The organism is Micromonospora sp. CNZ286 (assembly GCF_014207755.1).
In genome coordinates this window covers 6,581,022-6,602,381 of the sequence record NZ_JACHIZ010000001.1, presented here as the reverse complement: position 1 = coordinate 6,602,381, position 21,360 = coordinate 6,581,022, and the positions used below count along the sequence as shown (strand labels likewise).

Here is a 21,360-nt window from a genome sequence, read left to right as displayed (position 1 = left end):
GGACCGCTTTGTCCGGCCGTTCGGGCGGTTCTGCCGGTTATTCTGCCGGTGACCGGCAGGTAGTGCCCGGCAGGTCGCGGACCGTCAGGCGGCGTCCTCGACCGGCTCGGTGCTGCCGGCGGTGGCGCCCGGATGGACCGCGTCGCGTACCCGGCGCAGCCCGTCCAGCAGCCCGTCGAGCTGCGCCGGGTCGAGCTGGCTGGTGAACCACTGCTCGATGATCCGCAGATGGCCGGGAAGGACGTCGTCCAGCCGGCTGAGCCCGGCGGTGGTCACCACCGCGAAGGAACTGCGCCGATCGGACGGGCAGGCACGCCGGCAGATCAGCCCGTCCCGCTCCATCCGGTCGACCACGCGGGTCACGCCGCTGGTGGAGAGCGAGGTCTGCGCGGCCAGGTCGGTCATCCGCAGCTGGTTGTTGGGTGAGCGGGCGAGCCGGGTCAGCACCTCGAACTCGACCGGGGAGAGGCCGTGCTCCTCGAACTGGGCGGCGAACCGGGCGGCGAGCCCGGCGTGCGCCTCGACGAGCAGGCCGACGGCGGTGATCCGGGGGTCGTCGAACACGTTCTGGTCCACGCCACCATCCTAGCAACACTTGACACGGGGAATATTGTCTCAACTATAGTTGCTCAGTCAGTCGTTGGGCTTCTAAACATTCTTCTCCGGAGGAGAGCATCATGACCAGCAGCACCGAGGCGACTACCCGCGACTGGGAGGGTCTCACCATCCCCACCCCCGGCACCTACGTGCTGGACGCCGCGCACAAGCGTGTCGGCTTCGTCGCACGGCACATGATGGTCAGCAAGGTACGCGGTGAGTTCGCTGAGGCCACCGCCACCATCACCGTCACCGACGACCCGATGCAGTCCTCGGTCACCGCCAGCATCCAGGCGGCCAGCATCAACACCGCCCAGGCGGACCGCGACGCGCACCTGCGCAGCCCGGAGTTCCTCGACGCGGAGCAGTTCCCGACGCTGGAGTTCCGCAGCACCGAGGTGAAGTCCCGCGAGGGCAACGAGTTCGTGCTCGTCGGCGAGCTGACCATCAAGGGCGTGACCCGTCAGGTCGAGCTCGAGGTGGAGTTCGAGGGCGTCGGCCGCAGCCCGTTCGGGCAGGACATCTTCGGCTTCTCCGCCTCCACCGAGATCGACCGGGAGGACTTCGGTCTGACCTGGAACGTGGCGCTGGAGACCGGTGGCGTCCTGGTCGGCCGCAAGGTCAAGATCGAGATCGAGGGTGAGGCCATCCGCCAGGGCTGAGCCCGGCACAGGCCCGCAGGGCCCGCACCGTCCCCGACGGTGCGGGCCCTTCCCGCGTACGCCCCGGCGGTGCGAATCGTCACGTGAAGTTCTCCGCACTGACGCGCTGGTGACGGCGGTGACGGGGTACAGGTGCAGACCTGTCGCCCGTCCAGCCGGGTGGCGGGGCGGGCGCACTTACGCCCACCACGTGAATGGTTCACAATGCGTTGCGGAACGGTACGGTTCCGTCGCACCGGCGCCGGGAGGACACATGGGCAGAGACGTCGAGCAGGGCGCCTTCTCCCGCGAGGATCGGGTCCGCTACCGGCAGAAGGTCCGGCGGTGCCTGGACGTGTTCGCGCTGATGCTCGACGACTTCGGCTTCGACGCCGACCGCCCGATGACCGGGCTGGAGATCGAGCTGAACCTGATCGACGCGGCCGCCGAACCGGCCATGCGCAACGACCAGATCCTCGCCGACATCGCCGACCCGCTGTTCCAGACCGAGCTGGGGCAGTTCAACCTCGAACTGAACGCCTCGCCCCGGCTGATCGAGGGCAGCGGCTTCGCCGACTACGAGCAGGATCTGCGCAGCAGTCTCAGCCGCGCCGATGAGCGGGCCGCCAAGTCCGACGCGACGATCATGATGGTCGGCATCCTGCCCACGCTCACCGAACGCCACCTGGTCGCCGACAACCTCTCCACCAACGAGCGGTACCGCGTCCTCAACGACCAGATCGTCGGCGCCCGCGGCGAGGACATCGAGCTGGACATCAACGGCGTCGAGCGGCTGCGTACGCACACCGACTCGATCGCGCCGGAGGCCGCCTGCACCAGCCTCCAGTTCCACCTCCAGGTCGCGCCGGACAGCTTCGCCGACTACTGGAACGCCTCCCAGGCCATCGCGGGCGTGCAGGTCGCCGTCGGTGCCAACTCGCCGTTCCTCTACGGCCGGCAGCTCTGGGCGGAGACCCGGATCGCGCTGTTCCAGCAGGCCACCGACACCCGCCCGGACGAGCTGAAGGCCCAGGGGGTACGGCCCCGGGTGTGGTTCGGCGAACGCTGGATCACCTCGATCTTCGACCTGTTCGAGGAGAACGTCCGCTACTTCCCGCCGCTGCTGCCCATCTGCGAGGAGGAGGACCCGGTCGAGGTGCTGCACGCCGGTGGCGTGCCCACGCTCGGTGAGCTGCGGCTGCACAACGGCACCGTCTACCGCTGGAACCGGCCGGTCTACGACATCATGAACGACCGCCCGCACCTGCGGGTGGAGAACCGGGTGCTGCCCGCCGGCCCGACAGTGGTGGACATGCTCGCCAACGCGGCGTTCTACTTCGGGCTGGCCCGCGGCCTCGCCGAGTCGGACCGTCCGATCTGGAGCCAGTTGACGTTCAGCTCGGCGGAGGAGAACTTCCACGCCGCCGCCCGGCGCGGCATCGAGGCGGTCCTGCACTGGCCCCGGCTCGGGGACGTGCCGGTCACCACGCTCGTACTCGACACGCTGCTGCCGGTGGCCGCGCAGGGGCTGGACCGGTTCGGTGTCGCCCCGGCCGAACGGGACCGCCTGCTCGGCGTGATCGAGGGCCGCTGCCGTACCGGCCGCAACGGTGCGGTCTGGCAGACCGAGACGGTGTGGGCGGCCGAGCGGAGCCGGGGCCTGGACCGGGAGGCCGCGCTGCACCACATGGTCCAGCGGTACGCCGAGCTCCAGCGCGGCAACGAACCCGTCCACACCTGGCCCGTCGACTGACTCCCGCTGCCGCCCTCGCCCCGGCTCGCCTGCGGCCCGGCCGGCCGCGAACGCGCGGGCGCTGGCCCGCGCCTCGTCGATCTTGGAGTTATGGTGCCTCGAATCTTCCGAATGGGAGTTTTGTGAGGTGCCACAACTCCAAGATCGACGCGAGTGGGCGGTGGGTCAGCGGCCGAGGTGACGCGCGGGCTGGGCGGGTGGGGCTCAGCGACCCCGGCGGCGGGTGGTGTCGGTGGGCGGCGGCGGATCGGCCTGGCCTGACGAACCGGCCTGGCCCGGCGAGGCGGTCGGGGATGAGGAGTCGTCCTGCGGCGAGGCCGTCGTGCTTCGCGGGTTCGGCTCGTCGGCGGTTGAACCCTTGTCGTGCGAGCCGGCCTGCGTGGGTGACTCGGGTTGCCGCTGCGGTGGCACGGCCCGACCTCGACGGCCGGTGGTGGACCGGGTGGCACGTCCCCGATCCGTCTCCGTCCGGCCGGACGTCACGCCCGGCCCGTCGTCCACTGCCGCATCCCGGAGCGAACCGGCCGACGCGTTCGGCTCCGTCTCCGGCAGAGCCGTCCGGCCGGAGAGATCCGACGCGGACCGTCCCGACGTCGATCCTCCGTCCGGCTCGGCCGTGTCCTCGCCGATCGCGGGCTCCCCGTCGACGGGGGCTGGCTCGCCGGTGCGCTGGCGGGGCACTGTCACCCGCTCGGCGCTCCGGCGCTCGGCGCGCTGAGCCAGCGCGGCCATCACCATCGAGCCGCCGACGCCGGCGATCACCGCGTACGGGGCGATCAGGTGGGCCGACAACTGTTCCGCCGCGATCCCGGCCAGGCGCGGCACGGCAAGCAGGTACGCCAGCGCGACGAGCAGCGGTCCGGCCGCCCCGGAGGCCGCCGCGCCGACCCGGATCTCCGGTGTGCGGGCGGCTCGGCGGGCCGCCACCAGGCCGATCACCAGGGCGGAGAGCACCGACAGCAGCGCACCGGGCCAGTAGAAGTAGTCGCGGATCCAGAACGCGCCACGGTCCGCGCTGATCTGCCAGATGCCGAGCTGGGCGGTGGTCAGGCCACGGCCGGCGATCACCCCGTCGACCACCGACACCACGGCGAGCAGCCAGAGCCAGCCGGTGGTGGCGATCAGGTTGGTGGCGGCGGCGCGGGTGTGCAGCGCCCAGACGGCGAGCAGTACGCCGAGCACCAGCCCCGCGCCCGCGTACGCGGCGGCGACCGCCTGCGGCGAGGAGACGTCCGGCACCCGGGCCGCCCGCGCGGGTACCGCCACCAGCAGGACGGTGACGATCGCGCCGACACCCGCGGCGAGCGCCAGGCCGAGCCGGGGCAGCGTGCCCGGCGACTCGTCGTCGCCACCACGCAGGCGCTGGGCGCAGACCGCACCGACGATGACCGATGTCGCCGCGATCCAGGTCGCCCAGGCGAGGCTCGCCACCCAGGCCGCCTCGGCCCGTACCGCGCCGTCCGGCACCCAGTTGATGATGCCCAGCCCGTACCCGAAACCGAGCTGCGCGGCACCCGCGCCGGCGGCGACGCCGAGCGCGGCGGCTGTCGATCCTCCCCAGCCCCGTCTGACCATGCCGGGGAGCGTAACGTCCCGTGGTCGGCGCGGCGAGTCGTAACGACGGGCCGTGACCGTCAGTGAGCAACGGATACGGTTGTCGATGATCGGGGCGGGGAGCATGACGGACGAGCGGCAACCGGCAGGCGACGGCGGCGGACCGGGGCGAGGCAGGCTGCTCCTCGGCGGTGGTGTGGCAGTGGCCCTGCTGGCCGTGATCGGCGCCAGCGTCGGGTGGATCCTTGCCGGTGAGCCGGAGCGCTCGGCCGCGCCCGGCGACTCCGCACCGCCCGCCGCCGCGTCCACATCGGCCTCCGCGACCACGGCGCCGCCGGCCACCGCCGCCCAACCATCCGGTACGCGCACCAGCGCCCCGGCCGGGCTCACCGTGCCCGAGGTGGTGGGCGCCGACTTCGAGCAGGCCCGCCGGGACCTGCGCGAGCGCCGCCTCGGCTGGCGACTGGTCTTCGGTACGGGCACCGGACGCACCGTGGAGCGCACCTCACCGGCTCCCGGCACCCCGGTGAAGCGCGGCACCACCGTCACCGTGTGGGTCTCCGGGCCGGCGCCGGCCGTCACCGTGCCCGACGTGGGCACGCTGTCCTGCTCCGACGCGGCCGACGACCTGGTGGAGGCGGGGCTCTATCCCCGGTACGCCACCGGGCGCCAGGGCCCGGTCACGGCACAGGAGCCGGTGGCCGGCGGTACCGCCCGATGGAACGACCAGGTGACGCTCACCTGCGGCGACAAGGCGTCCACGCCGCCGACGGTCTCCCCGCCGCCGACTCCGTGACGAGCGCGGCGCGCTGATCCCAGCCGGTGTCGCCGGGGACCGCTACGGTGGACGATCGAGGGCCGTGCGCCCCGTCCCGGTGGGGAAAGGACGTGCCATGAGCGACGACCGTCAGGAACCACCCGCCGGTGACGCGGACGCGACCCGCGCGATGCCGCGCGACGCGTCCGGGCACGACGCCGACGCGACCGGCGCGATGCCGCGCGACGCGGCCGGGCACGACGCCGACGCCACCCGTGCGATGCCGAGGAACGCCGCCGAGGAGGACGTGGAGGCGACCCGCGCCATGCCGCGGAACGCGGGCGACGCCACCCGGCCGTTGCCCGGCGGACCGGCAGGACAGGGCGGGTCGCGCCGTCCCCTCGACGCGACCACCCCGCAGGAACCGGTGGGCGCCTGGTCCGGCCGGGCCGGGGTGCCGCCACCACGTCCGGCGGGCTATCCCGAGCCCGGCAGCGAGTGGTACGGCGACGAGCAGGCCGGGCGCCGCTGGTGGATGCCGATCCTGCTCGGCATCCTGGCGCTGCTCCTGCTGGGGTTGATCGGGGCGGGGGTGTGGCTGGCGCTGCGTGCCGCCGACCGGAACTCCGATCCGGGCCCGCCGGTGCCGAGCGTCTCGGCACAGACGAGCGCCGCCCCGACGACCGCCGCACCGACCAGTGCCGCGCCGAGCAGTTCACCGCCGAGTACGCCGGCCACGACCGCCCCGCTGGAGGTGCCGATGCCGCCGCTGGTGGGGCTGCCGGAGGCGGCTGCCCGGGCGGCGCTCGACCGGCTGGACCTGGACTACCGGGTGCAACGGCGGGCGTCGGACCGCCCGGCCGGCACGGTGATCTCCACCGATCCCGAGGCCGGTTACCCGGTGGGCGAGGACGACCGGGTCACGATCGTGGTGGCCGTACCCGCGCCGCCGACGAGCGGGCCGAGCACTCCGGGCTCCGCCCCGGCGACGACCACGACGCCCTGACGATCACCACTGGCGTCTGCGGGTGCCGACCAGGCCCAGCCCGGCCAGCGAGATGGCGAGTCCGAGCAGCCCGGAGTAGAACAGCGACCGGCTGAGGTCGTCGGTGGCGCCGGTCGGCCGCTCGGCGAGCGCGCCCTCGCCGCCACCGGCACCCGCGGCCGGTTCGTCCTCGTCCTCCGCCGGGTCGGCGGCGGCCCAGCCGTCCTCGTCGTCCGACCCGTCGGAGTGGGCGGCATCGGACTCGGCGGCATCGGAGTCGGTCGTGCCGGACTCCGTCCGGCCGTTCTCACCCGCAACGGTGATCTCCGGGGCCGGTACGGGCTCGGCGAGCTGCTGGGTGGCGGAGAAGGCGGGATGACGTACCGCGAGCGCGAGCGCGGTCGCGGTGACGAGGAAGAGGAAGAGCCCGAGGGCATAGCCGATACGGGACCGGTGGTGCCGCCGCGCGGCGGGCAAGTTGACCATGACCATCCCAGGTTCAGGGTCCATGGCGCGCGGGGTGGAACGTGCCGGGGTGGGCGTACCGATTCTATGGCGACGGCACGCCCTCCCGACCGGGAATCGTGAGGTCAGCCGACCCGGACCGGGGTCCGGACCGCCGGGCGGCGAGCCGTCCGCACGGTGTGCTGACGCGGAGCCGGCGCGGCTTGGAGCTGCCGCAACCCCTCCTGGAGTACGAAGATCGACCTCCGGTTGACCGCGTCCCCCGCCGCGTTCAACTCGTAGCCGTCGAGCCAGAGCCAACCGTCGTAGGTCGGCCAGTCGAGCACCCGGATCACCCGGAACATGATCGGTCGGAGGAACTGGACACTCGCCGCGCGAGTCACGTGCAGTACGTCACCGGAGCGGGGAAGCACATGGGCTCCTGGGAAGTCGGCCGGCGGGACCGGCGAGGCTGAACGGGGGTCAGGTGCGGTCCGGTGACGGGGGGTCTGCCTCGTGGACCGGCGGTCGGTGGGTCGGTGCTGGTCGGGCCGTACCCGCGGTGGCGGACCGCCACCCGACCATCACCCGGCTGCTCCCGGTTACCGCTCCCGTCGCCGCAGCCAAGCTGGCGTACAGCGACGGGGTCTTCATTCCGGGGCAGGTCGCAGGGCGCGGGACGGCTCCCCTCCGGCCGTCCCACGGACCGTGGTGCCACCACGCCCGGAGATCAAGCGAAGACGGTGAGTAACCCGTGCCATACAGACAGACTGCATCAGGGACGTGCGACATGCAAGTTGCACGTGGAGTTTTGCTGATAGGTGAGTCGGACACGCAAACGGCGAAACTTGAAGCGTCAGGTATCGGAGCGGCACACTGGACGCCGGTTTCGCCCGTCGCGGCCGGTCGACGACCGGCACCACCCCTGCCGCGAACGCACACCCGCCGCCCGCCGGTCGCGCCCGCGGTGGGAGCCGAACCGGGGCGCGACCGACCGGAGGTAGCCGGGTGACTGTGAAGCGTGGTCCCGCAAGCCGATGGACGGCACCGAGGTGACTCCGTGAGCGAACGGCGCAGCCCGACCATCCGGCGGCGCCGGCTGGGGGCGGAACTCCGCCGGCAGCGGGAGGCGGCGGGCATCACCATCGAAGTCGTCGCCGAGCAGCTGGAGTGCTCGGCCTCCAAGATCTCCCGGATCGAGACCGGCCACACCACGGCGACCCCGCGCGACGTACGCGACATGCTCCGCATCTACGGGGTGGTCGGCGCGGAGAGCGACGAGCTGGTGCAGATCGCCCGGGAGGCTCGGCAGAAGGGCTGGTGGCATCCGTACAGCACGGTGCTCGTCGGCGCGTACGTCGGCCTGGAGGCGGCGGCCAGCTCCATCCGCGCGTACGAGCAGCAGGTGGTGCCGGGTCTGCTGGAGACCGAGGAGTACGCCGGTGCGATGATCCGGGCGGCCCGGCCGGACTTCACCGACGAACAGGTCGACCAACGGGTGCGTGTCCGTCTGGGCCGTCAGTCGTTGTTGACGCAGGACGATCCGGTCGATCTGTGGGTGGTGCTCGATGAGGCGGTGCTGAGCCGGCCGGTTGGCGGCGACGTGGTGATGCGTGGCCAGCTCAAGCGGTTGGTGGAGGTGGCCGAACTGCCGAACGTGACAGTGCAGGTCCTGCCCTTCGAGGTGGGAGCGCACGCCGGCATGGACGGGACCTTCACGATCCTCAGCTTCCCCGAGCCGAGTGATCCCGATGTCGTGTACGCGGAGAACGCCACGGGTGGGCTCTTCCTGGAGAAGAGTGACGAACTGCAGAAGTACAGCTTCATCTTCGATCACATTCGAGCAGCGGCCATGCGCCCGGAGGAGTCCATCGCACACATCGCGAAACTGGCAGAGGAGCCACTGTGGAAATGGCGACCAAGGAGTTCCCCGTGGACCTGACGCAGGCGACGTGGTTCAAGAGCTCGAAGAGCGGGCCGAACTGCGACAACTGCGTCGAGGTCGCGTACGTGACCGGGGCGGTCGGGGTGCGGGACTCGAAGGACAAGACCGGCCCGGCTCTGGTCTTCGCACCGGGCGACTGGCACGCCTTCGTCGCCCGCGCCCGGAACGGCGTGTTCGGCCGGAGCTGACCGGCACCGAGATGTGGTCCCGCCCGGCAGCGCCGCCGGGCGGGACCATTCGCGTCCGCGTGCCCGTGCGGCGGCGGGCACCCGTCGCCAGTTCCGATCCGCCTCGTTGAACCGCACGGATCGGCAACCGAACAAGGCAGGCGAGACGGATGACGACGATCGGTTCAGAGAACCTCACCAGCGGCCCGGGCAAGCCCGAGCGGTTCGGTGGCAAGTACCGGGGTGCCCGCCGGGACACCGTCCTCACCGAGGTGGTCTCCGGTGACGGCGAGGACGCCCGCGAGAGTGGCGTCCCCGAGCAGGCCACGGCGCCGCTGTCCCTGCCGTCGCTGGACCCCAACCCGCTGACCGAGCCGTCCTTCCCGCCGAGCGGCTGGCCGGTCGAGCAGCAGGAGTCCCTGGTGGACCACCCGCTGCTGCGCGGCCTGCTGATGGAGCTGCCCCCGAAGGGCAGTGTGCCCCCGCCCGGCTGGCTGGACCGCTGGTTCGAGGCGACCCGGGCGATCCTGGAACTGCTATACGTGCAGGGCGCGAGCCGGTCGCGCTGACACCGCCTCGGCGGCCGGCATCGCCCGCTCGGCGAGCCGGTTGTGCCGGAGCGCGTGGCGTACTCCGATCGCGCACACGCCGAGCACCCCGACGGTGATCACCGGTCCGGCGACGCCCGGCGCGGTGAACAGGTCGACGCCGATCGCCGGCAGCACCGCCACCAGCACCGCGATCGCCGTCGCCTGGAGCGGCAGCGCGATCAGCGGGTGCGCTGCCGCCGCGCGCAGCCCGTGCGGGGCGGGCGTCTCCGGCGCCGCCGCGAACGCGCCCGCGCCGGACCGCAGCCGCCGGACCCGCCGTACCGTGCAGACCGCCACGACGGCCGCCGGCACCGCGGCGACGCCGAGCGCGGCGGCGGCCCGGTCCACAGTGGTGTCACCGGCGCTCTGCAGGCCCGCGGCGAGGACCGCCGCGGTGAGCGCGAGGCCGGTCAGCACCAGGACGGACAACCATCCGGTACGCCGACGCAGCGCGCGGGCGCGGTCCAGCCCGGGCAGGCCCTCCGCGACCAGTCCGGCGGCGAGCCAGACGGCGGCGACGGGAAGCAGCAGGGCGAGACGGTCATCCATGGCCCCTAGCCTTGCCCGTTTCGACGTCCGCCGAATCCGGGACGGCACCCCGGTTCGTCCCGTACCCGTGCCCGTAGGGGTACGGCTCAGACGTCGAACGTGGCCGGTCGCCCGGTGGCCGGCGCCGGCGGGGTGGCCTTCCACAGGCCGGTCTTCTGGGCCGCGAGCCGGGCCAGGTAGGCCGGGTTGAGGATGACGTACCTGCGCCACAGGCGCTTGGGCTCCAGGCCGAGCCGCCAGAACCACTCCAGCCCGGCGCGCTGCATCCACGGTGGCGGGTTGCGCAGCAGGCCGGCGTGGTAGTCGAAGGCCGCGCCGACTGCCATCAGCGGCATGTCCAGCAGCGGGCGCATCGCGTACGCGAAGACCTCCTGGCGCGGACAGCCCAGCCCGACCAGGACGAGGCGGGCGCCGCTGGCCCGGATCCGGTCGGCGATCTCGGCGTCCTCGCCCGGCGCGACGGCGCGGAACTTGGACGGCTCGACCCCGGCGACCTTCAGCGCGGGAAACTTGCGCTCCAGCGCCGGGACCAGCCGGGACAGCGTCTCCTCGGTGGAGCCGTAGAGGTAGACGGGCAGCCCTTCCTCGGCGAACCGGGCGAGCACCCGCAGGGTCAGCTCCGGGCCGTAGACGCGGTCGGTGAGCCCGGCGCCGTGCAGCAGGTTGAGCGCCCAGCGCACCGGCTGCCCGTCCGGGGTGACCACGTCGAACGAGTTGAGCCGGGCGTTGTGCGCCGGGTCGAGCACGCCGGTCATCACGCCGTGCACCGCCAGCGCGGTGAGCGCCAGCGGGCGGCGCTCGTGCGCGGCCGCCACCACGGCCTCGGTGGCCCGGGCGTAGTCGGTGGCGTCGACCCCGACGCCGAGCACGTTGCGCTTGGTCCCGGCGGTCATGCCTTCGGCACCCACTTGTCGGCGTTCGCCTCGTAGATCTCGCGGAGGATCATCGGCACGTCGTACGTGATCTTCCAGGACGGGTAGTGCTCCTCGAAGCGGGCCATGCTGCTGACGTACCACTGGTGGTCGCCGGTGCGGGCCTGCTCGACGTAGTTGATCCGGGCCTCGCGGCCGGTGATCTCCTGGGCGACCCGGAACGCCTCGATGTGCGAGGTGTTGGAGTGCCGGCCGCCGCCGAGGTTGTAGACCTGGGCCGAGCGCGGCTCGCGGAAGAACGCCTCGAACGCGGTGAGGACGTCGTGCGAGTGGATGGCGTCCCGGACCATCTTCCCCTTGTAGCCGAAGAGGTTGTACGTCCGGCCCTCCATCACGCAGCGCATCAGGTACGCCAGGAAGCCGTGCAGCTCGGCGGCGGAGTGCGCCGGGCCGGTCAGCGTGCCGCCCCGGAAGCAGGCGGTCCTCATGTCGAAGTAGCGGCCGTACTCCTGGACCATCACGTCGGAGGCGACCTTCGAAGCGCCGAAGATCGAGTGCAGCGACTCGTCGATCGACATGTCCTCGGTGATGCCGTCGTACCAGCGGTGGTCCTCGGGCAGCTCGTACCGGGTCTCCAGCTCGATCAGCGGGAGCGAGTTCGGCCGGTCGCCGTACACCTTGTTGGTGGAGCAGTGGATGAACGGCGCGTCGACGGCGTGCCGCCGGGTGTTCTCCAGCACGTTGAGCGTGCCGCCGGCGTTCACGTCGAAGTCGGTGAACGGCTCCTTGGCGGCCCAGTCGTGGCTCGGCTGGGCGGCGCTGTGGATCACCACGGCGATGTCCTTGCCGTACCGCTTGAAGACCTGCTCCAGCCCGTCGCGGTCGCGGATGTCGACGGCGTGGTGGGTGTACGCGGAGCCGAGGTCGGCGGCGAGCCGGTCGAGGCTCCAGGCGGTCGAGCCGTCCTCGCCGAAGAAGTACCGCCGCATGTCGTTGTCGATGCCGACCACGTCGAGACCGAGTCCGGCGAAGTGCCGGGCCGCCTCGGAGCCGATCAGACCGCCGGAACCGGTCACCAACGCGACAGTCACACGCCACTCCTGGTCCATGGGAGGCAGGGAAACCATCGGAGCATAGCGTGACGTCCGGAACGCCCCGATACGAAGCAAGGGCCCCGCTGTGTGCGGAGCCCTTGTCCTGGTGGGGATGGGGGGAGTTGAACCCCCACGTCCTTTCGGACACACGGACCTGAACCGTGCGCGTCTGCCATTCCGCCACATCCCCGTGGCACGACCTGGAACACCATATCGCATCCCGCGCCCGCCATCTGCGGCGGGTGCCGGGACATATTACGCTGTCCACTGGTCACGCCACGAACGATCACCGCTCGTGGCGGGCGAAACTCTAGCACGCTCGCGGGCCTGGTCACGAACGGGCCGACGGCAGCCGGCCGAGCGGCGTGTGAGCTGCGGAGGCGGTGTCCGGATACCATCATTGCCTCGGGACCCGAGGAGGAGCCGGTGAGCGTGCTGCAACGCTTCGAGAAGCGTCTGGAAGGCCTGGTCGAGGGGGCCTTCGCCAAGGTCTTCAAAGGGGTGGTCCACCCCGTGGAGATCCTCAACGCCATGCAGCGGGAGGCCGAGGCGCACAAGGCGATCCTGGCCGGTGGGCGCACCCTTGTGCCCAACCGCTACGTGATCGATCTCTCGCCCTACGACCACAGTCGGCTGGCGCCGTACGCTGCCGCGCTGGCCCAGGAGCTGGCCCAGTCGCAGGCGGAGTTCATCGGCGAGCAGGCGTGGACGGTCTACGGCGACGTGATCGTCGAGGTCGAACGCGGTGAGGGCCTGGACACCGGCATGTTCCGGGTCACCGCCGAGGTCTACACCGGCGGGGACGTCGCCCCGGTCTCCGCGCCCGGCGGCTACGACGCCGGCCCGGCGTACCCGGCGTACGACCAGGGTGGCGGCTACGGCCCTCCGCCCGGTCACGGCGGCGGCCGCAACGTCCGCCTGGTCTCCGGCGACGGCCGCACCTACCCCCTCCAGATGGGCTCGACCGTGATCGGCCGAGGCGACCAGGCCAACCTGCGCCTGCCCGACGTCGGCATCTCCCGGCGCCACGCCCGGCTGGACTTCGACGGCGGCCAGGTGGTGCTGACCGACCTGGGTTCCACCAACGGCACGATGGTCAACGGCCAGCGGGTCTCGGCGGTCGCCCTCAACCCCGGCGACATGATCCAGCTCGGCACCACGACGCTGACCTTCCGCGTGGACGGCTGATCCGCGTTGCCGGAACTCGTCATCACCGTCGCCCGGTTCGGGTTCCTGATCCTGCTGTGGATCTTCGTGTTCACGGTGGTCGGCGTGATCCGCCGGGACCTCTTCGCCGGTGCCCGGTCGGGCCGGCTCGTGGCCGCGCCGCGGGGGATCGGCGCGTCGACCGGGCAGCCGGGGAAGCCGGCGAAGGCCAAGCGCGGCCGGGCCGCCCACCAGCTGGTGGTCACCGCCGGTCAGCTCGCCGGCACCCGGATCACGCTCGGGGAGGCCCAGATCACCATCGGCCGCGCGGAGGACTCGACCCTGGTGATCACCGACGACTACGCCTCGGCGCGACACGCCCGGCTGGTGCCCCGCGACGGGCAGTGGTACGTCGAGGACCTCGGATCGACTAACGGCACCTATCTCGATCGCGCTAAGGTCACCGGACCAACCCCCGTCCCCCTCGGCGTGCCGATCCGGATCGGCCGCACTTCCCTCGAATTACGGCCATGACTCTGACCCTGCGCTACGCGGCCCACAGCGACCGCGGTCTGATCCGAGACGGTAATCAAGATTCCGTCTACGCCGGACCGCGGCTGCTCGCCGTGGCCGACGGCATGGGCGGCATGGCCGCCGGTGACGTCGCCAGCAACATCGTCATCGGTGCCATGGCGCCCCTCGACGAGGACGTCCCCGGTGACGCCCTGGTCGACGCGCTCCGCTCCGCCGTGGGCACCGCCAACCAGCAGCTCCGCGACACCGTGGACGCCAACCCGCAGCTGGAGGGGATGGGCACGACGCTCACCGCGACCCTCTTCTCCGGCAGCAAGCTCGGCATGGTCCACATCGGTGACTCCCGGGCCTATCTCCTGCGCAACGGCGAGTTCGCGCAGATCACCAAGGACGACACGTACGTCCAGATGCTCGTCGACGAGGGCCGGATCAGCGCGGAGGAGGCGAGCAGTCACCCCCAGCGCTCGCTGCTCACCCGGGCGCTCGACGGCCGCGACATCGACCCGGAGTACAGCGTCCGCCAGGTGCTGCCCGGCGACCGCTACCTGATCTGCTCCGACGGGCTCTCCGGCGTGGTCAGCGCGGAGACCATCGCGGACACCATGCGGGAGTACCCCGACCCGCAGCGGTGCGTGGAACGCCTGGTGCAGCTCGCGCTGCGCGGCGGCGGCCCGGACAACATCACGGTGATCATCGCCGACGCCACCGACCAGGACATCGTCGAGGCGTCCCCGATCGTCGGCGGCGCCGCCGCCCGCGACCGGGGCATGGCGACCTCGGCCGACGACTCCACCCCGGCGGCCCGCGCCTCGGCGCTGTCCGCCCCCCGGCCACCCGCGCCGGAGGAGCCGGCGGACAACCGCGACGACGAGCCGGAACGGCGTCGCCGCCGGCCGCTGCGCACCGTCGCCATGGTGCTGGCGCTCGCGGTGATCGTCGGCGGTGGCGCGTTCGGCGGGTGGACGTACACCCAGCGGCAGTTCTACGTCGGCGCCACCGACGACGGCCAGCTCGCGGTCTTCCGCGGGGTGCCCGGCCAGGTCGCCGGACTGGACCTGTCGAACGTGCACGAGCGCAGCGAGGCCCGGCTCGACGACCTCACCCTCGCCGCCCAGGAGCGGGTGAAGCAGGGCATCCAGGCCCGCAACGAGCCGGACGCGGAGCGCCGGCTGGCGGAGCTGACGAGTGAGGATCCGGCGAACCCGAACCTCAAGCCGCTCTGCCCGCCCGACCCGTCGCCCGGTGCGACCAGTCCGAGCCCGGCAGCGGGCGGGCTGAACCCGCAGGTCAGCGGCAGTCCCGCACCGTCCGTTCCGCCGGCCGGCTCACCGAGCCCCGGCGCGTCGACGCCGCTGACGACCATCACGCCCGACGCCGTACCCTCCGACACCGTTCCGCCGGCCGACCCGGCGGGTTGCCGGTCGCCGGAGTGAGTGCCGGCTCGATCCCGAGGACGTATCCGTGACCGCAGCCGCCGTACCGGCCGCCTCGCCCGCTTCGACGGGCGAGGAGTCCGGCGTACGCCTGGCCCGGTCCCGGCGCAACGCCGAGCTGTCCCTGCTCCTGCTCGCCATGGTGCTCGTCGCGGCGTACGCGGCGATGATCGAGGCGAAGGCGCTGGACACGATCACGCCCGACTTCTGGATTCCGGCCGCCGCGCTGGGGCTGGTCTTCCTCGGTCTGCACCTGGTGATCCGCTGGCTGGCGCCGTACGCCGATCCGGCGCTGCTGCCGGCGGTGGCACTGCTCAACGGCATCGGGGTCGGCTTCCTGCGCCGCTACGACCTGGCCAAGGCCACGCCCGCCGAGCGGGAGGACCTGGCCGTCTTCGCCGGCACCGGCGGCCGGCAGCTCGCCTGGACGCTCGCCGCGGTGGTGCTCGCCGCCGCTCTGCTGGCGATCCTGCGCGACCACCGTTCGCTGTCCCGGTACGCGTACACGCTGGGCCTGGCCGGCATCGTGCTGGTGATGATCCCGGCGGTGTTGCCCAGCCGGTTCTCCGAGATCAACGGCGCGAAGCTGTGGATCAAGTTCGGCGGGTTCTCCATCCAGCCGGGTGAGTTCGCCAAGCTGGCCCTGCTCACGTTCTTCGCCTACTACCTGGTGCGCAAGCGCGAGGTGCTCTCGCTCGCCAGCCGGCGGGTGCTGGGCATCGACTTCCCGCGCGGGCGAGACCTCGGCCCGGTGCTCGTGGTCTGGCTGGTCAGCCTCCTGGTCCTGATCTTCGAGAAGGACCTCGGCACCTCGCTGCTCTACTTCGGCATGTTCGTGGTGACGCTCTACATCGCCACCGAGCGGGTCAGCTGGCTGCTCATCGGCCTGATCCTGTTCTTCGGCGGCGCCTACCTGGCGTACGTGCTGGGCAGCACCGTGGGCGGCCCGTTCGCGAACTTCTACGACCGGGCGCAGATCTGGCTGGACCCGTTCGCCGAGCCGTACGACAGGGGCTACCAGCTGGTGCAGGGTCTGCTCACGCTCGGCACCGGCGGCCTGTTCGGGGCCGGGCCGGGCGGCGGCCAGCCGGCGCTGCTGCCCGAGGTGCAGACCGACTTCATCTTCGCCGGCATCGGTGAGGAGATCGGCCTGTTCGGTCTCTCCGCGCTGCTGGTGATCTACCTGCTGATCGTCGAGCGTGGCCTGCGTGCCGCGCTGGCGGTACGGGACTCGTTCGGCAAGCTGCTCGCCGGTGGTCTGGCGTTCACGCTGGGCCTCCAGGTCTTCGTCATCGTCGGCGGCATCAGCAAGCTCATCCCGCTGACCGGTCAGACCACCCCGTTCCTGTCCGCCGGTGGCTCCTCGCTGATGGCGAACTGGCTGCTGATCGCCCTGCTGCTGCGGGTCTCGGACGGCGCCCGCCGCCCGGTGACCGGCGGCGGTGGCCCGGCCGCCCGGCCGGCAGGCGGCCCGCCCGAGCAGTTGCACGGCGCCCCGACGGAGGTGATCCGGCCGTGAATGCCCCTCTGCGCCGCGTCGGCGTGGTCGTGATGGTCCTGTTCGGGCTCCTGTTCGCGAACCTGAACTGGATCCAGGCCTACAAGGCCGACGAGTACCGCAACAGCGACTACAACGGCCGGGTCCAGGTCGCCGAGTACGACCGCAAGCGCGGGAACATCGAGGTGGGCGGCACCGCGTACGCGGTCAGCAAGGAGACCGGCGGTGAGCTGAAGTACCAGCGCACCTACCCGGGAGGGGCGATGTACGCGCACGTGCTCGGCTGGAAGCCGGTCAACGGCAGCGCGAGCGGCATCGAGCGGGTGGAGAACGACTTCCTCGCCGGCACCAGCGACGCGCTCATCGCCAGCCGGATCAAGGACATGTTCACCGGTGACGAGACCGGTGGCGGGAACGTGCTGCTGACGCTCTCCAAGCGGGCCCAGGAGACGGCGTACAAGCAGCTCAACGACAACCAGGTCGGCGCGACCAAGGGCGCGGCCATCGCGATCGACCCGCGTACCGGCGCGGTGCAGGCGCTGGTGTCCATGCCGAGCTTCGACCCGAACCCGCTGGCGAGTCACAACAGCACCGAGGCGGACCGGGCGTACAACACGCTGGAGAAGGACAAGGACCGGCCGCTGGCGAACCGGGCGCTGTCCGAGACGCTGCCGCCGGGCTCCACCTTCAAGATCATCATGGCGGCGGCTGCGCTGGAGAACGGCGTCGGGCAGCAGACCCGCATCCCGGCCGGTTCCAGCTACACCGCGCCCGGTGCCGGTCAGCCGATCCGCAACGCCGCGCCGTCGATCTGCCCCGAGTCGCAGGTGACGCTGCGCGAGGCGGTGACCGAGTCCTGCAACACCGGCTTCGCCCAGCTCGGCGTACGCCTCGGCTCGGACAAGGTCAAGGAGAAGGCCAAGCAGTTCGGCTTCGAGCAGGAGGACCTCACCGTCGGCCAGCTCGGTGAGGGCGGCCTGCCGGTGGCGGCCAGCCGCACCGGCGACATGCAGAACCCGGACGGCAGCACCGACCAGGCCGCTCTGGCGCAGTCGTCGATCGGCCAGAACAACGTGCGGATGACCCCGTTGCAGGGCGCGATGATCGCCGCCGCGGTGGCCAACAAGGACGGCAAGCAGATGCGTCCGTACCTGGTCAAGCAGCTGCTCGGGCCGGACCGCACCACCGTCTACGACGCCGCCCAGCCGCGCGAGCTGCGCCGCCCGATCAGCGGCCAGGTCGCCGCCGACCTGCGCGACATGATGCAGAACGTGGTGAAGGAGGGCACCGGCCGCCGGGCCGCCATCGACGGCTTCCTGGTCGGCGGCAAGACCGGTACCGCCCAGTCCGGCCCGAACACCCCGGACCACGGCTGGTTCATCGGCTTCGCCCTGGACAAGGACGGCACGCCGCTCTCCGCGGTCTGCGTCGAGCTGGAGCAGGCGGGCAGCGGCGGCAGCGCCGAGGCGGCCCGCATCGCCGGCCGGATCATGGCGGCGGCGATCGCCGACTCCGGGAGGCGCTGACGTGCTCGGTCCGGGAGTGAAGCTCGGCAACCGCTACCGCCTCGACGAGCGGATCGCCAGCGGTGGCATGGGCGACGTGTGGCGCGGCACCGACCAGGTGCTGGGCCGTACCGTCGCGGTGAAGAGCCTGCTCCCGGCGCTGCTGGACGAACCGGGCTTCGCCGAGCGGTTCCGCGGCGAGGCCCGGACCATGGCCACCATCAACCACCCCGGCGTGGTCGACGTCTACGACTTCGGCAGCGACCAGCACATCGCCTTCCTGGTGATGGAGTACGTCGAGGGCGACGCGCTCTCCGCCACGCTCAGCCGCGTCGGCCGGCTGACCCCGGCCCGCACGATGGCACTGCTGGCGCAGGCCGCCGACGCGTTGCACGCGGCGCACGAGAAGGGCATCGTGCACCGCGACGTGAAGCCCGGCAACCTGCTGGTCCGGCCGAACGGCACGCTCGTGCTCACCGACTTCGGCATCGCCCGCTCGGACCTGGTCGGCCAGCTCACCGCCGCCGGCTCGGTGCTCGGCACCGCCTCGTACATCTCGCCGGAGCAGGCCACCGGCGCTGTCGCCACCCCCGCCTCGGACGTCTACGCGCTGGGCGTGGTCGCGTACCAGTGCCTGGCCGGCCGCCGCCCGTTCGAGGGGGACAACCCCCTCGAGATCGCCATGAAACACGTACGGGACACTCCGCGGGCGCTTCCGGCCGACATCCCGCCCCAGGTCCGGGCGATCGTCGAGCGGGCCATGGCGAAGGATCCGGCCGCGCGCTGGCCGAGCGCCGCCGCGCTGGCGAGCATCGCCCGGCAGGCCAAGCTCGCACTCTCCCAGGCGGCCCGCTCCGGGCACCCGATCTCCGGCGTACCCGCCTCGCCTGCCGCGCCCGTCGCGCGGGCGCAGGTGCCCACCGCCGCTCCGCGTCCGCAGCCGCCGGCCGCCGCCCCGCGCCCCCAGCCCCGGCCGCCCGTGTCACCGGCCCGCCCGCCGGTCGCCGCGCCGCGCCCGGCCGTGATCGCGCACCCCGCCCCGCAGCCCCGTCCGCCGGTGGCGCCGCGCGGCGCGGCCCCCGTCCCGCAGCCACGCCCCGTGCCCCAGCACAACCCCCTGGGGTACGCGCGACCGCCCGCCGCCGCTCCGCCCCGGCGCTCCCGGTCCGGGCTGTGGACGACGGCGATCGTGGTGGCCGTACTGGTCATCCTCTGCTCGGGCGTGATTTCGTTCCTGTACCGGAAATACGGTGCTACCGCATCCGCTTCGGCGAGTGTGAGCGTGACCTCCGGCGCGGTGCAGCCGTACGGAGGCGACTATCCGGTCCGCACGTCGTACCGTCGTGAGGTACGCCTCCTGCCGGCCGGCGGCGGTACGACGACGAGCGAAGGACGAGAGACGCGATGACAGCGCAGGCCCGCCTGCTCGGTGGCAGGTACCAGGTCGGCGAGCTGCTGGGCTACGGCGGCATGGCCGAGGTGCACCGCGGCCGTGACCTCCGGCTCGGGCGGGATGTCGCGATCAAGATGCTCCGTGCCGATCTGGCCCGGGATGCCACGTTCCAGATGCGGTTCCGCCGTGAGGCGCAGAACGCCGCCTCGCTCAACCACCCGGCCATCGTCGCCGTCTACGACACCGGTGAGGAGACCGCCCCCACGGGCGAGACCCTGCCGTTCATCGTGATGGAGTTCGTCAACGGCCGGACCCTCAAGGAGGTCCTCGGCGTCGAGGGGCGGCTCCAGCCGCGCCGGGCGCTGGAGATCTGCGCCGACATGTGCGCCGCGCTGGAGTTCAGCCACCGGCACGGGATCATCCACCGGGACATCAAGCCCGGAAACGTGATGCTCACCCAGACCGGCCAGGTCAAGGTGATGGACTTCGGCATCGCCCGGGCGCTCGCCAGCGGCGCCACCACGATGACGCAGACCAGCGCGGTCATCGGCACCGCACAATACCTCTCCCCCGAGCAGGCGCGCGGCGAGGCGGTCGACGCCCGCTCCGACGTCTACGCGGCCGGCTGCGTGCTGTTCGAGCTGCTCTGCGGCCACCCGCCGTTCGTCGGGGACAGCCCGGTCAGCGTCGCGTACCAGCACGTGCGGGAGCAGCCGCCGACGCCGAGCACGATCAACCCGGACGTCAACCCCGCTGTCGACGCCATCGTGCTCAAGGCGCTGTCGAAGAACCCGCTCAACCGCTACCAGAGCGCCGGCGAGATGCGGGCGGACCTGCTCCGCGCCGCCGCCGGCCGGCCGGTGCTCGCCACCCCGGTGATGCCGGCCGAGGAGACCATGCCGATGGGCGCCGCCGCGGGCGGCTACCACCAGGCGCAGCAGACCCAGATGATGGGCCCGCAGACCCGCCAGCAGCCGGCGGCGCGGGTCGGCGACCCGGGCAAGCGCAAGAGCTCGTCCTGGGTCATCGCCGCGTTCGCCACCCTCGGCGTGCTCGCGGTGATCGCGCTCGGCACGGCGCTCTGGCTCAACCAGGCCGGCAACGAGAAGGTGTCGGTGCCGCAGTTGGTGGGCCGTTCGCAGGCCGAGGCGCAGGCGGCGCTCAACCAGGCCGGGCTGCGTTTCACCGCAGGTGACCCGGTGCAGAACACCACGTGCGAGAAGGGCTCGGTGGTCGACCAGAGCCCGTCGTTCGGCCAGCGGGTGGAGAAGGACACCGAGGTCACCGTCAACGTCTGCACCGGCCCGGGCCAGGTCACCATCCCCACTGGCCTGAAGGGCAGCACCAAGGATGCCGCGCAGACGCGTCTGCGCGAGCAGAAGCTCGTTCCCGTCGTGGAGGAAGTGAACAACAGCGCGCCGAAGGACCAGGTCGTCGACGTTTCCCCCAATGAGGGCAGCCCGGTCGCCGAGGGCAGCAAGGTGACGCTCAAGGTCTCCCGGGGCAACGTGAGCGAGGTGCCGAACGTCCGCGGCTACACCGAGGACCAGGCGACGCAGCGGCTCAAGGAGGCCGGCTACGAGGTCCGGGTCCAGGAGGGCGACGAGGTCGACCCGGCCGAGGCGGGCAAGGTCAGCAGCCAGTCACCCCGCGCGGGGACCAGCCTGGCCAAGGGCGAGCGGGTGACCATCCGGGTCGACGTGCCGCGCGAGGAGGAGCCGACCAGCCCGACGCCGAGCGGCTCGCCCAGCACGTCCCCGAGCACGCCGGGCAACGGCGGCGGCAACGGCGGCGGCAGTGGCTTCCCGTTCCCGCCGGTGGCCCCGACGCGTACCGACCGCTGAGCCAGACCTGACCACGACGCGGCGGCGTCCCCGACCCCCGGGGCCGCCGCCGCGCCCAT

At 72.3% G+C, this 21,360-nt stretch carries 21 protein-coding genes and 1 tRNA gene; 14 read left to right on the top strand and 8 right to left on the bottom strand.

Features of this window, described 5'->3' with window-relative positions; translation table 11 throughout:
- Positions 1 to 84: 84 nt before the first annotated feature.
- Complete coding sequence (locus tag FHX31_RS29720) at positions 85 to 576, bottom strand: MarR family winged helix-turn-helix transcriptional regulator (protein WP_013283290.1); 492 nt, start codon at positions 574 to 576, stop codon at positions 85 to 87.
- Positions 577 to 677: 101 nt separating this feature from the next.
- Between FHX31_RS29720 and FHX31_RS29715 the strand changes: the two genes are divergently transcribed.
- Together FHX31_RS29715 and FHX31_RS29710 are read left to right on the top strand one after the other, a co-directional pair.
- A complete protein-coding gene (locus tag FHX31_RS29715) occupies positions 678 to 1,259 on the top strand; it encodes a YceI family protein (protein ID WP_184977544.1) in 582 nt (193 codons plus the stop codon).
- Positions 1,260 to 1,512: 253 nt separating this feature from the next.
- Positions 1,513 to 2,991 (top strand): glutamate-cysteine ligase family protein, encoded by a 1,479-nt coding sequence (locus FHX31_RS29710; protein ID WP_013283292.1) that lies wholly within the window; start codon positions 1,513 to 1,515, stop codon positions 2,989 to 2,991.
- Positions 2,992 to 3,195: 204 nt separating this feature from the next.
- Here the strand turns inward: FHX31_RS29710 and FHX31_RS29705 are convergent, their stop codons facing one another.
- Positions 3,196 to 4,566, bottom strand: a complete 1,371-nt coding sequence (locus FHX31_RS29705) for a hypothetical protein (protein WP_184977543.1) — start codon at positions 4,564 to 4,566, stop codon at positions 3,196 to 3,198.
- Positions 4,567 to 4,669: 103 nt separating this feature from the next.
- Here FHX31_RS29705 and FHX31_RS29700 point away from each other — a divergent pair, with 103 nt between their 5' ends.
- Positions 4,670 to 5,341: a PASTA domain-containing protein gene (locus FHX31_RS29700; protein ID WP_256092885.1), complete on the top strand. Its 672-nt coding sequence runs from the start codon at positions 4,670 to 4,672 to the stop codon at positions 5,339 to 5,341.
- 97 nt (positions 5,342 to 5,438) lie between these two features.
- The gene (locus FHX31_RS29695; protein WP_184977542.1) at positions 5,439 to 6,308 is read left to right on the top strand and encodes a PASTA domain-containing protein; all 870 of its coding nucleotides are present in this window, start codon (positions 5,439 to 5,441) and stop codon (positions 6,306 to 6,308) included.
- A 3-nt stretch (positions 6,309 to 6,311) separates the two neighbouring features.
- Here the strand turns inward: FHX31_RS29695 and FHX31_RS29690 are convergent, their stop codons facing one another.
- Positions 6,312 to 6,779, bottom strand: a complete 468-nt coding sequence (locus tag FHX31_RS29690) for a hypothetical protein (protein WP_184977871.1) — start codon at positions 6,777 to 6,779, stop codon at positions 6,312 to 6,314.
- Positions 6,780 to 6,877: 98 nt separating this feature from the next.
- Positions 6,878 to 7,165, bottom strand: a complete 288-nt coding sequence (locus tag FHX31_RS29685) for a hypothetical protein (protein ID WP_013283297.1) — start codon at positions 7,163 to 7,165, stop codon at positions 6,878 to 6,880.
- Between the two features lie 626 nt (positions 7,166 to 7,791).
- Here FHX31_RS29685 and FHX31_RS29680 point away from each other — a divergent pair.
- From FHX31_RS29680 to FHX31_RS29670, 3 genes are all read left to right on the top strand, one after another.
- A complete protein-coding gene (locus FHX31_RS29680; protein ID WP_013283298.1) occupies positions 7,792 to 8,673 on the top strand; it encodes a helix-turn-helix domain-containing protein in 882 nt (293 codons plus the stop codon).
- Positions 8,643 to 8,864, top strand: a complete 222-nt coding sequence (locus tag FHX31_RS29675; RefSeq protein ID WP_013283299.1) for a DUF397 domain-containing protein — start codon at positions 8,643 to 8,645, stop codon at positions 8,862 to 8,864. Before FHX31_RS29680 ends, FHX31_RS29675 begins: the two co-directional genes overlap by 31 nt.
- A 149-nt stretch (positions 8,865 to 9,013) precedes the next feature.
- Positions 9,014 to 9,412, top strand: coding sequence for a hypothetical protein (locus tag FHX31_RS29670; protein WP_013283300.1), 399 nt, complete (start codon positions 9,014 to 9,016; stop codon positions 9,410 to 9,412).
- Here the strand turns inward: FHX31_RS29670 and FHX31_RS29665 are convergent.
- From FHX31_RS29665 to FHX31_RS29650, 4 genes are all read right to left on the bottom strand, one after another.
- Positions 9,380 to 9,982 (bottom strand): hypothetical protein, encoded by a 603-nt coding sequence (locus tag FHX31_RS29665; protein ID WP_013473359.1) that lies wholly within the window; start codon positions 9,980 to 9,982, stop codon positions 9,380 to 9,382. The two genes, FHX31_RS29670 and FHX31_RS29665, sit on opposite strands and share 33 nt — an antisense overlap.
- A gap of 86 nt (positions 9,983 to 10,068) precedes the next feature.
- Complete coding sequence (locus FHX31_RS29660) at positions 10,069 to 10,875, bottom strand: WecB/TagA/CpsF family glycosyltransferase (RefSeq protein ID WP_013473360.1); 807 nt, start codon at positions 10,873 to 10,875, stop codon at positions 10,069 to 10,071.
- Complete coding sequence (locus FHX31_RS29655) at positions 10,872 to 11,981, bottom strand: NAD-dependent epimerase/dehydratase family protein (RefSeq protein ID WP_030269640.1); 1,110 nt, start codon at positions 11,979 to 11,981, stop codon at positions 10,872 to 10,874. The genes FHX31_RS29660 and FHX31_RS29655 overlap by 4 nt, the downstream gene beginning before the upstream one ends.
- A 71-nt stretch (positions 11,982 to 12,052) precedes the next feature.
- Positions 12,053 to 12,138: transfer RNA gene (locus FHX31_RS29650), tRNA-Leu, on the bottom strand.
- 209 nt (positions 12,139 to 12,347) lie between these two features.
- Here FHX31_RS29650 and FHX31_RS29645 point away from each other — a divergent pair.
- From FHX31_RS29645 to pknB, 7 genes are read left to right on the top strand one after another with little or no spacing between them, the layout of a single operon-like run.
- A complete protein-coding gene (locus tag FHX31_RS29645) occupies positions 12,348 to 13,136 on the top strand; it encodes an FHA domain-containing protein (protein WP_026267912.1) in 789 nt (262 codons plus the stop codon).
- Positions 13,137 to 13,142: 6 nt separating this feature from the next.
- Complete coding sequence (locus tag FHX31_RS29640; protein WP_013283305.1) at positions 13,143 to 13,628, top strand: FHA domain-containing protein FhaB/FipA; 486 nt, start codon at positions 13,143 to 13,145, stop codon at positions 13,626 to 13,628.
- Entirely contained in the window at positions 13,625 to 15,061 is a 1,437-nt protein-coding gene (locus FHX31_RS29635) for a protein phosphatase 2C domain-containing protein (protein ID WP_013283306.1), read from the top strand. Before FHX31_RS29640 ends, FHX31_RS29635 begins: the two co-directional genes overlap by 4 nt.
- Positions 15,062 to 15,089: 28 nt before the next feature.
- Positions 15,090 to 16,580, top strand: coding sequence for an FtsW/RodA/SpoVE family cell cycle protein (locus tag FHX31_RS29630; protein ID WP_013283307.1), 1,491 nt, complete (start codon positions 15,090 to 15,092; stop codon positions 16,578 to 16,580).
- Entirely contained in the window at positions 16,577 to 18,085 is a 1,509-nt protein-coding gene (locus tag FHX31_RS29625) for a peptidoglycan D,D-transpeptidase FtsI family protein (protein WP_013283308.1), read from the top strand. The genes FHX31_RS29630 and FHX31_RS29625 overlap by 4 nt, the downstream gene beginning before the upstream one ends.
- Position 18,086: 1 nt before the next feature.
- Positions 18,087 to 19,472, top strand: a complete 1,386-nt coding sequence (locus tag FHX31_RS29620) for a serine/threonine-protein kinase (protein WP_013283309.1) — start codon at positions 18,087 to 18,089, stop codon at positions 19,470 to 19,472.
- On the top strand, positions 19,469 to 21,301 hold the full coding sequence (gene pknB / locus FHX31_RS29615) for a Stk1 family PASTA domain-containing Ser/Thr kinase (protein WP_013473362.1): 1,833 nt from the start codon (positions 19,469 to 19,471) through the stop codon (positions 21,299 to 21,301). Before FHX31_RS29620 ends, pknB begins: the two co-directional genes overlap by 4 nt.
- The last annotated feature ends 59 nt before the right edge of the window (positions 21,302 to 21,360 follow it).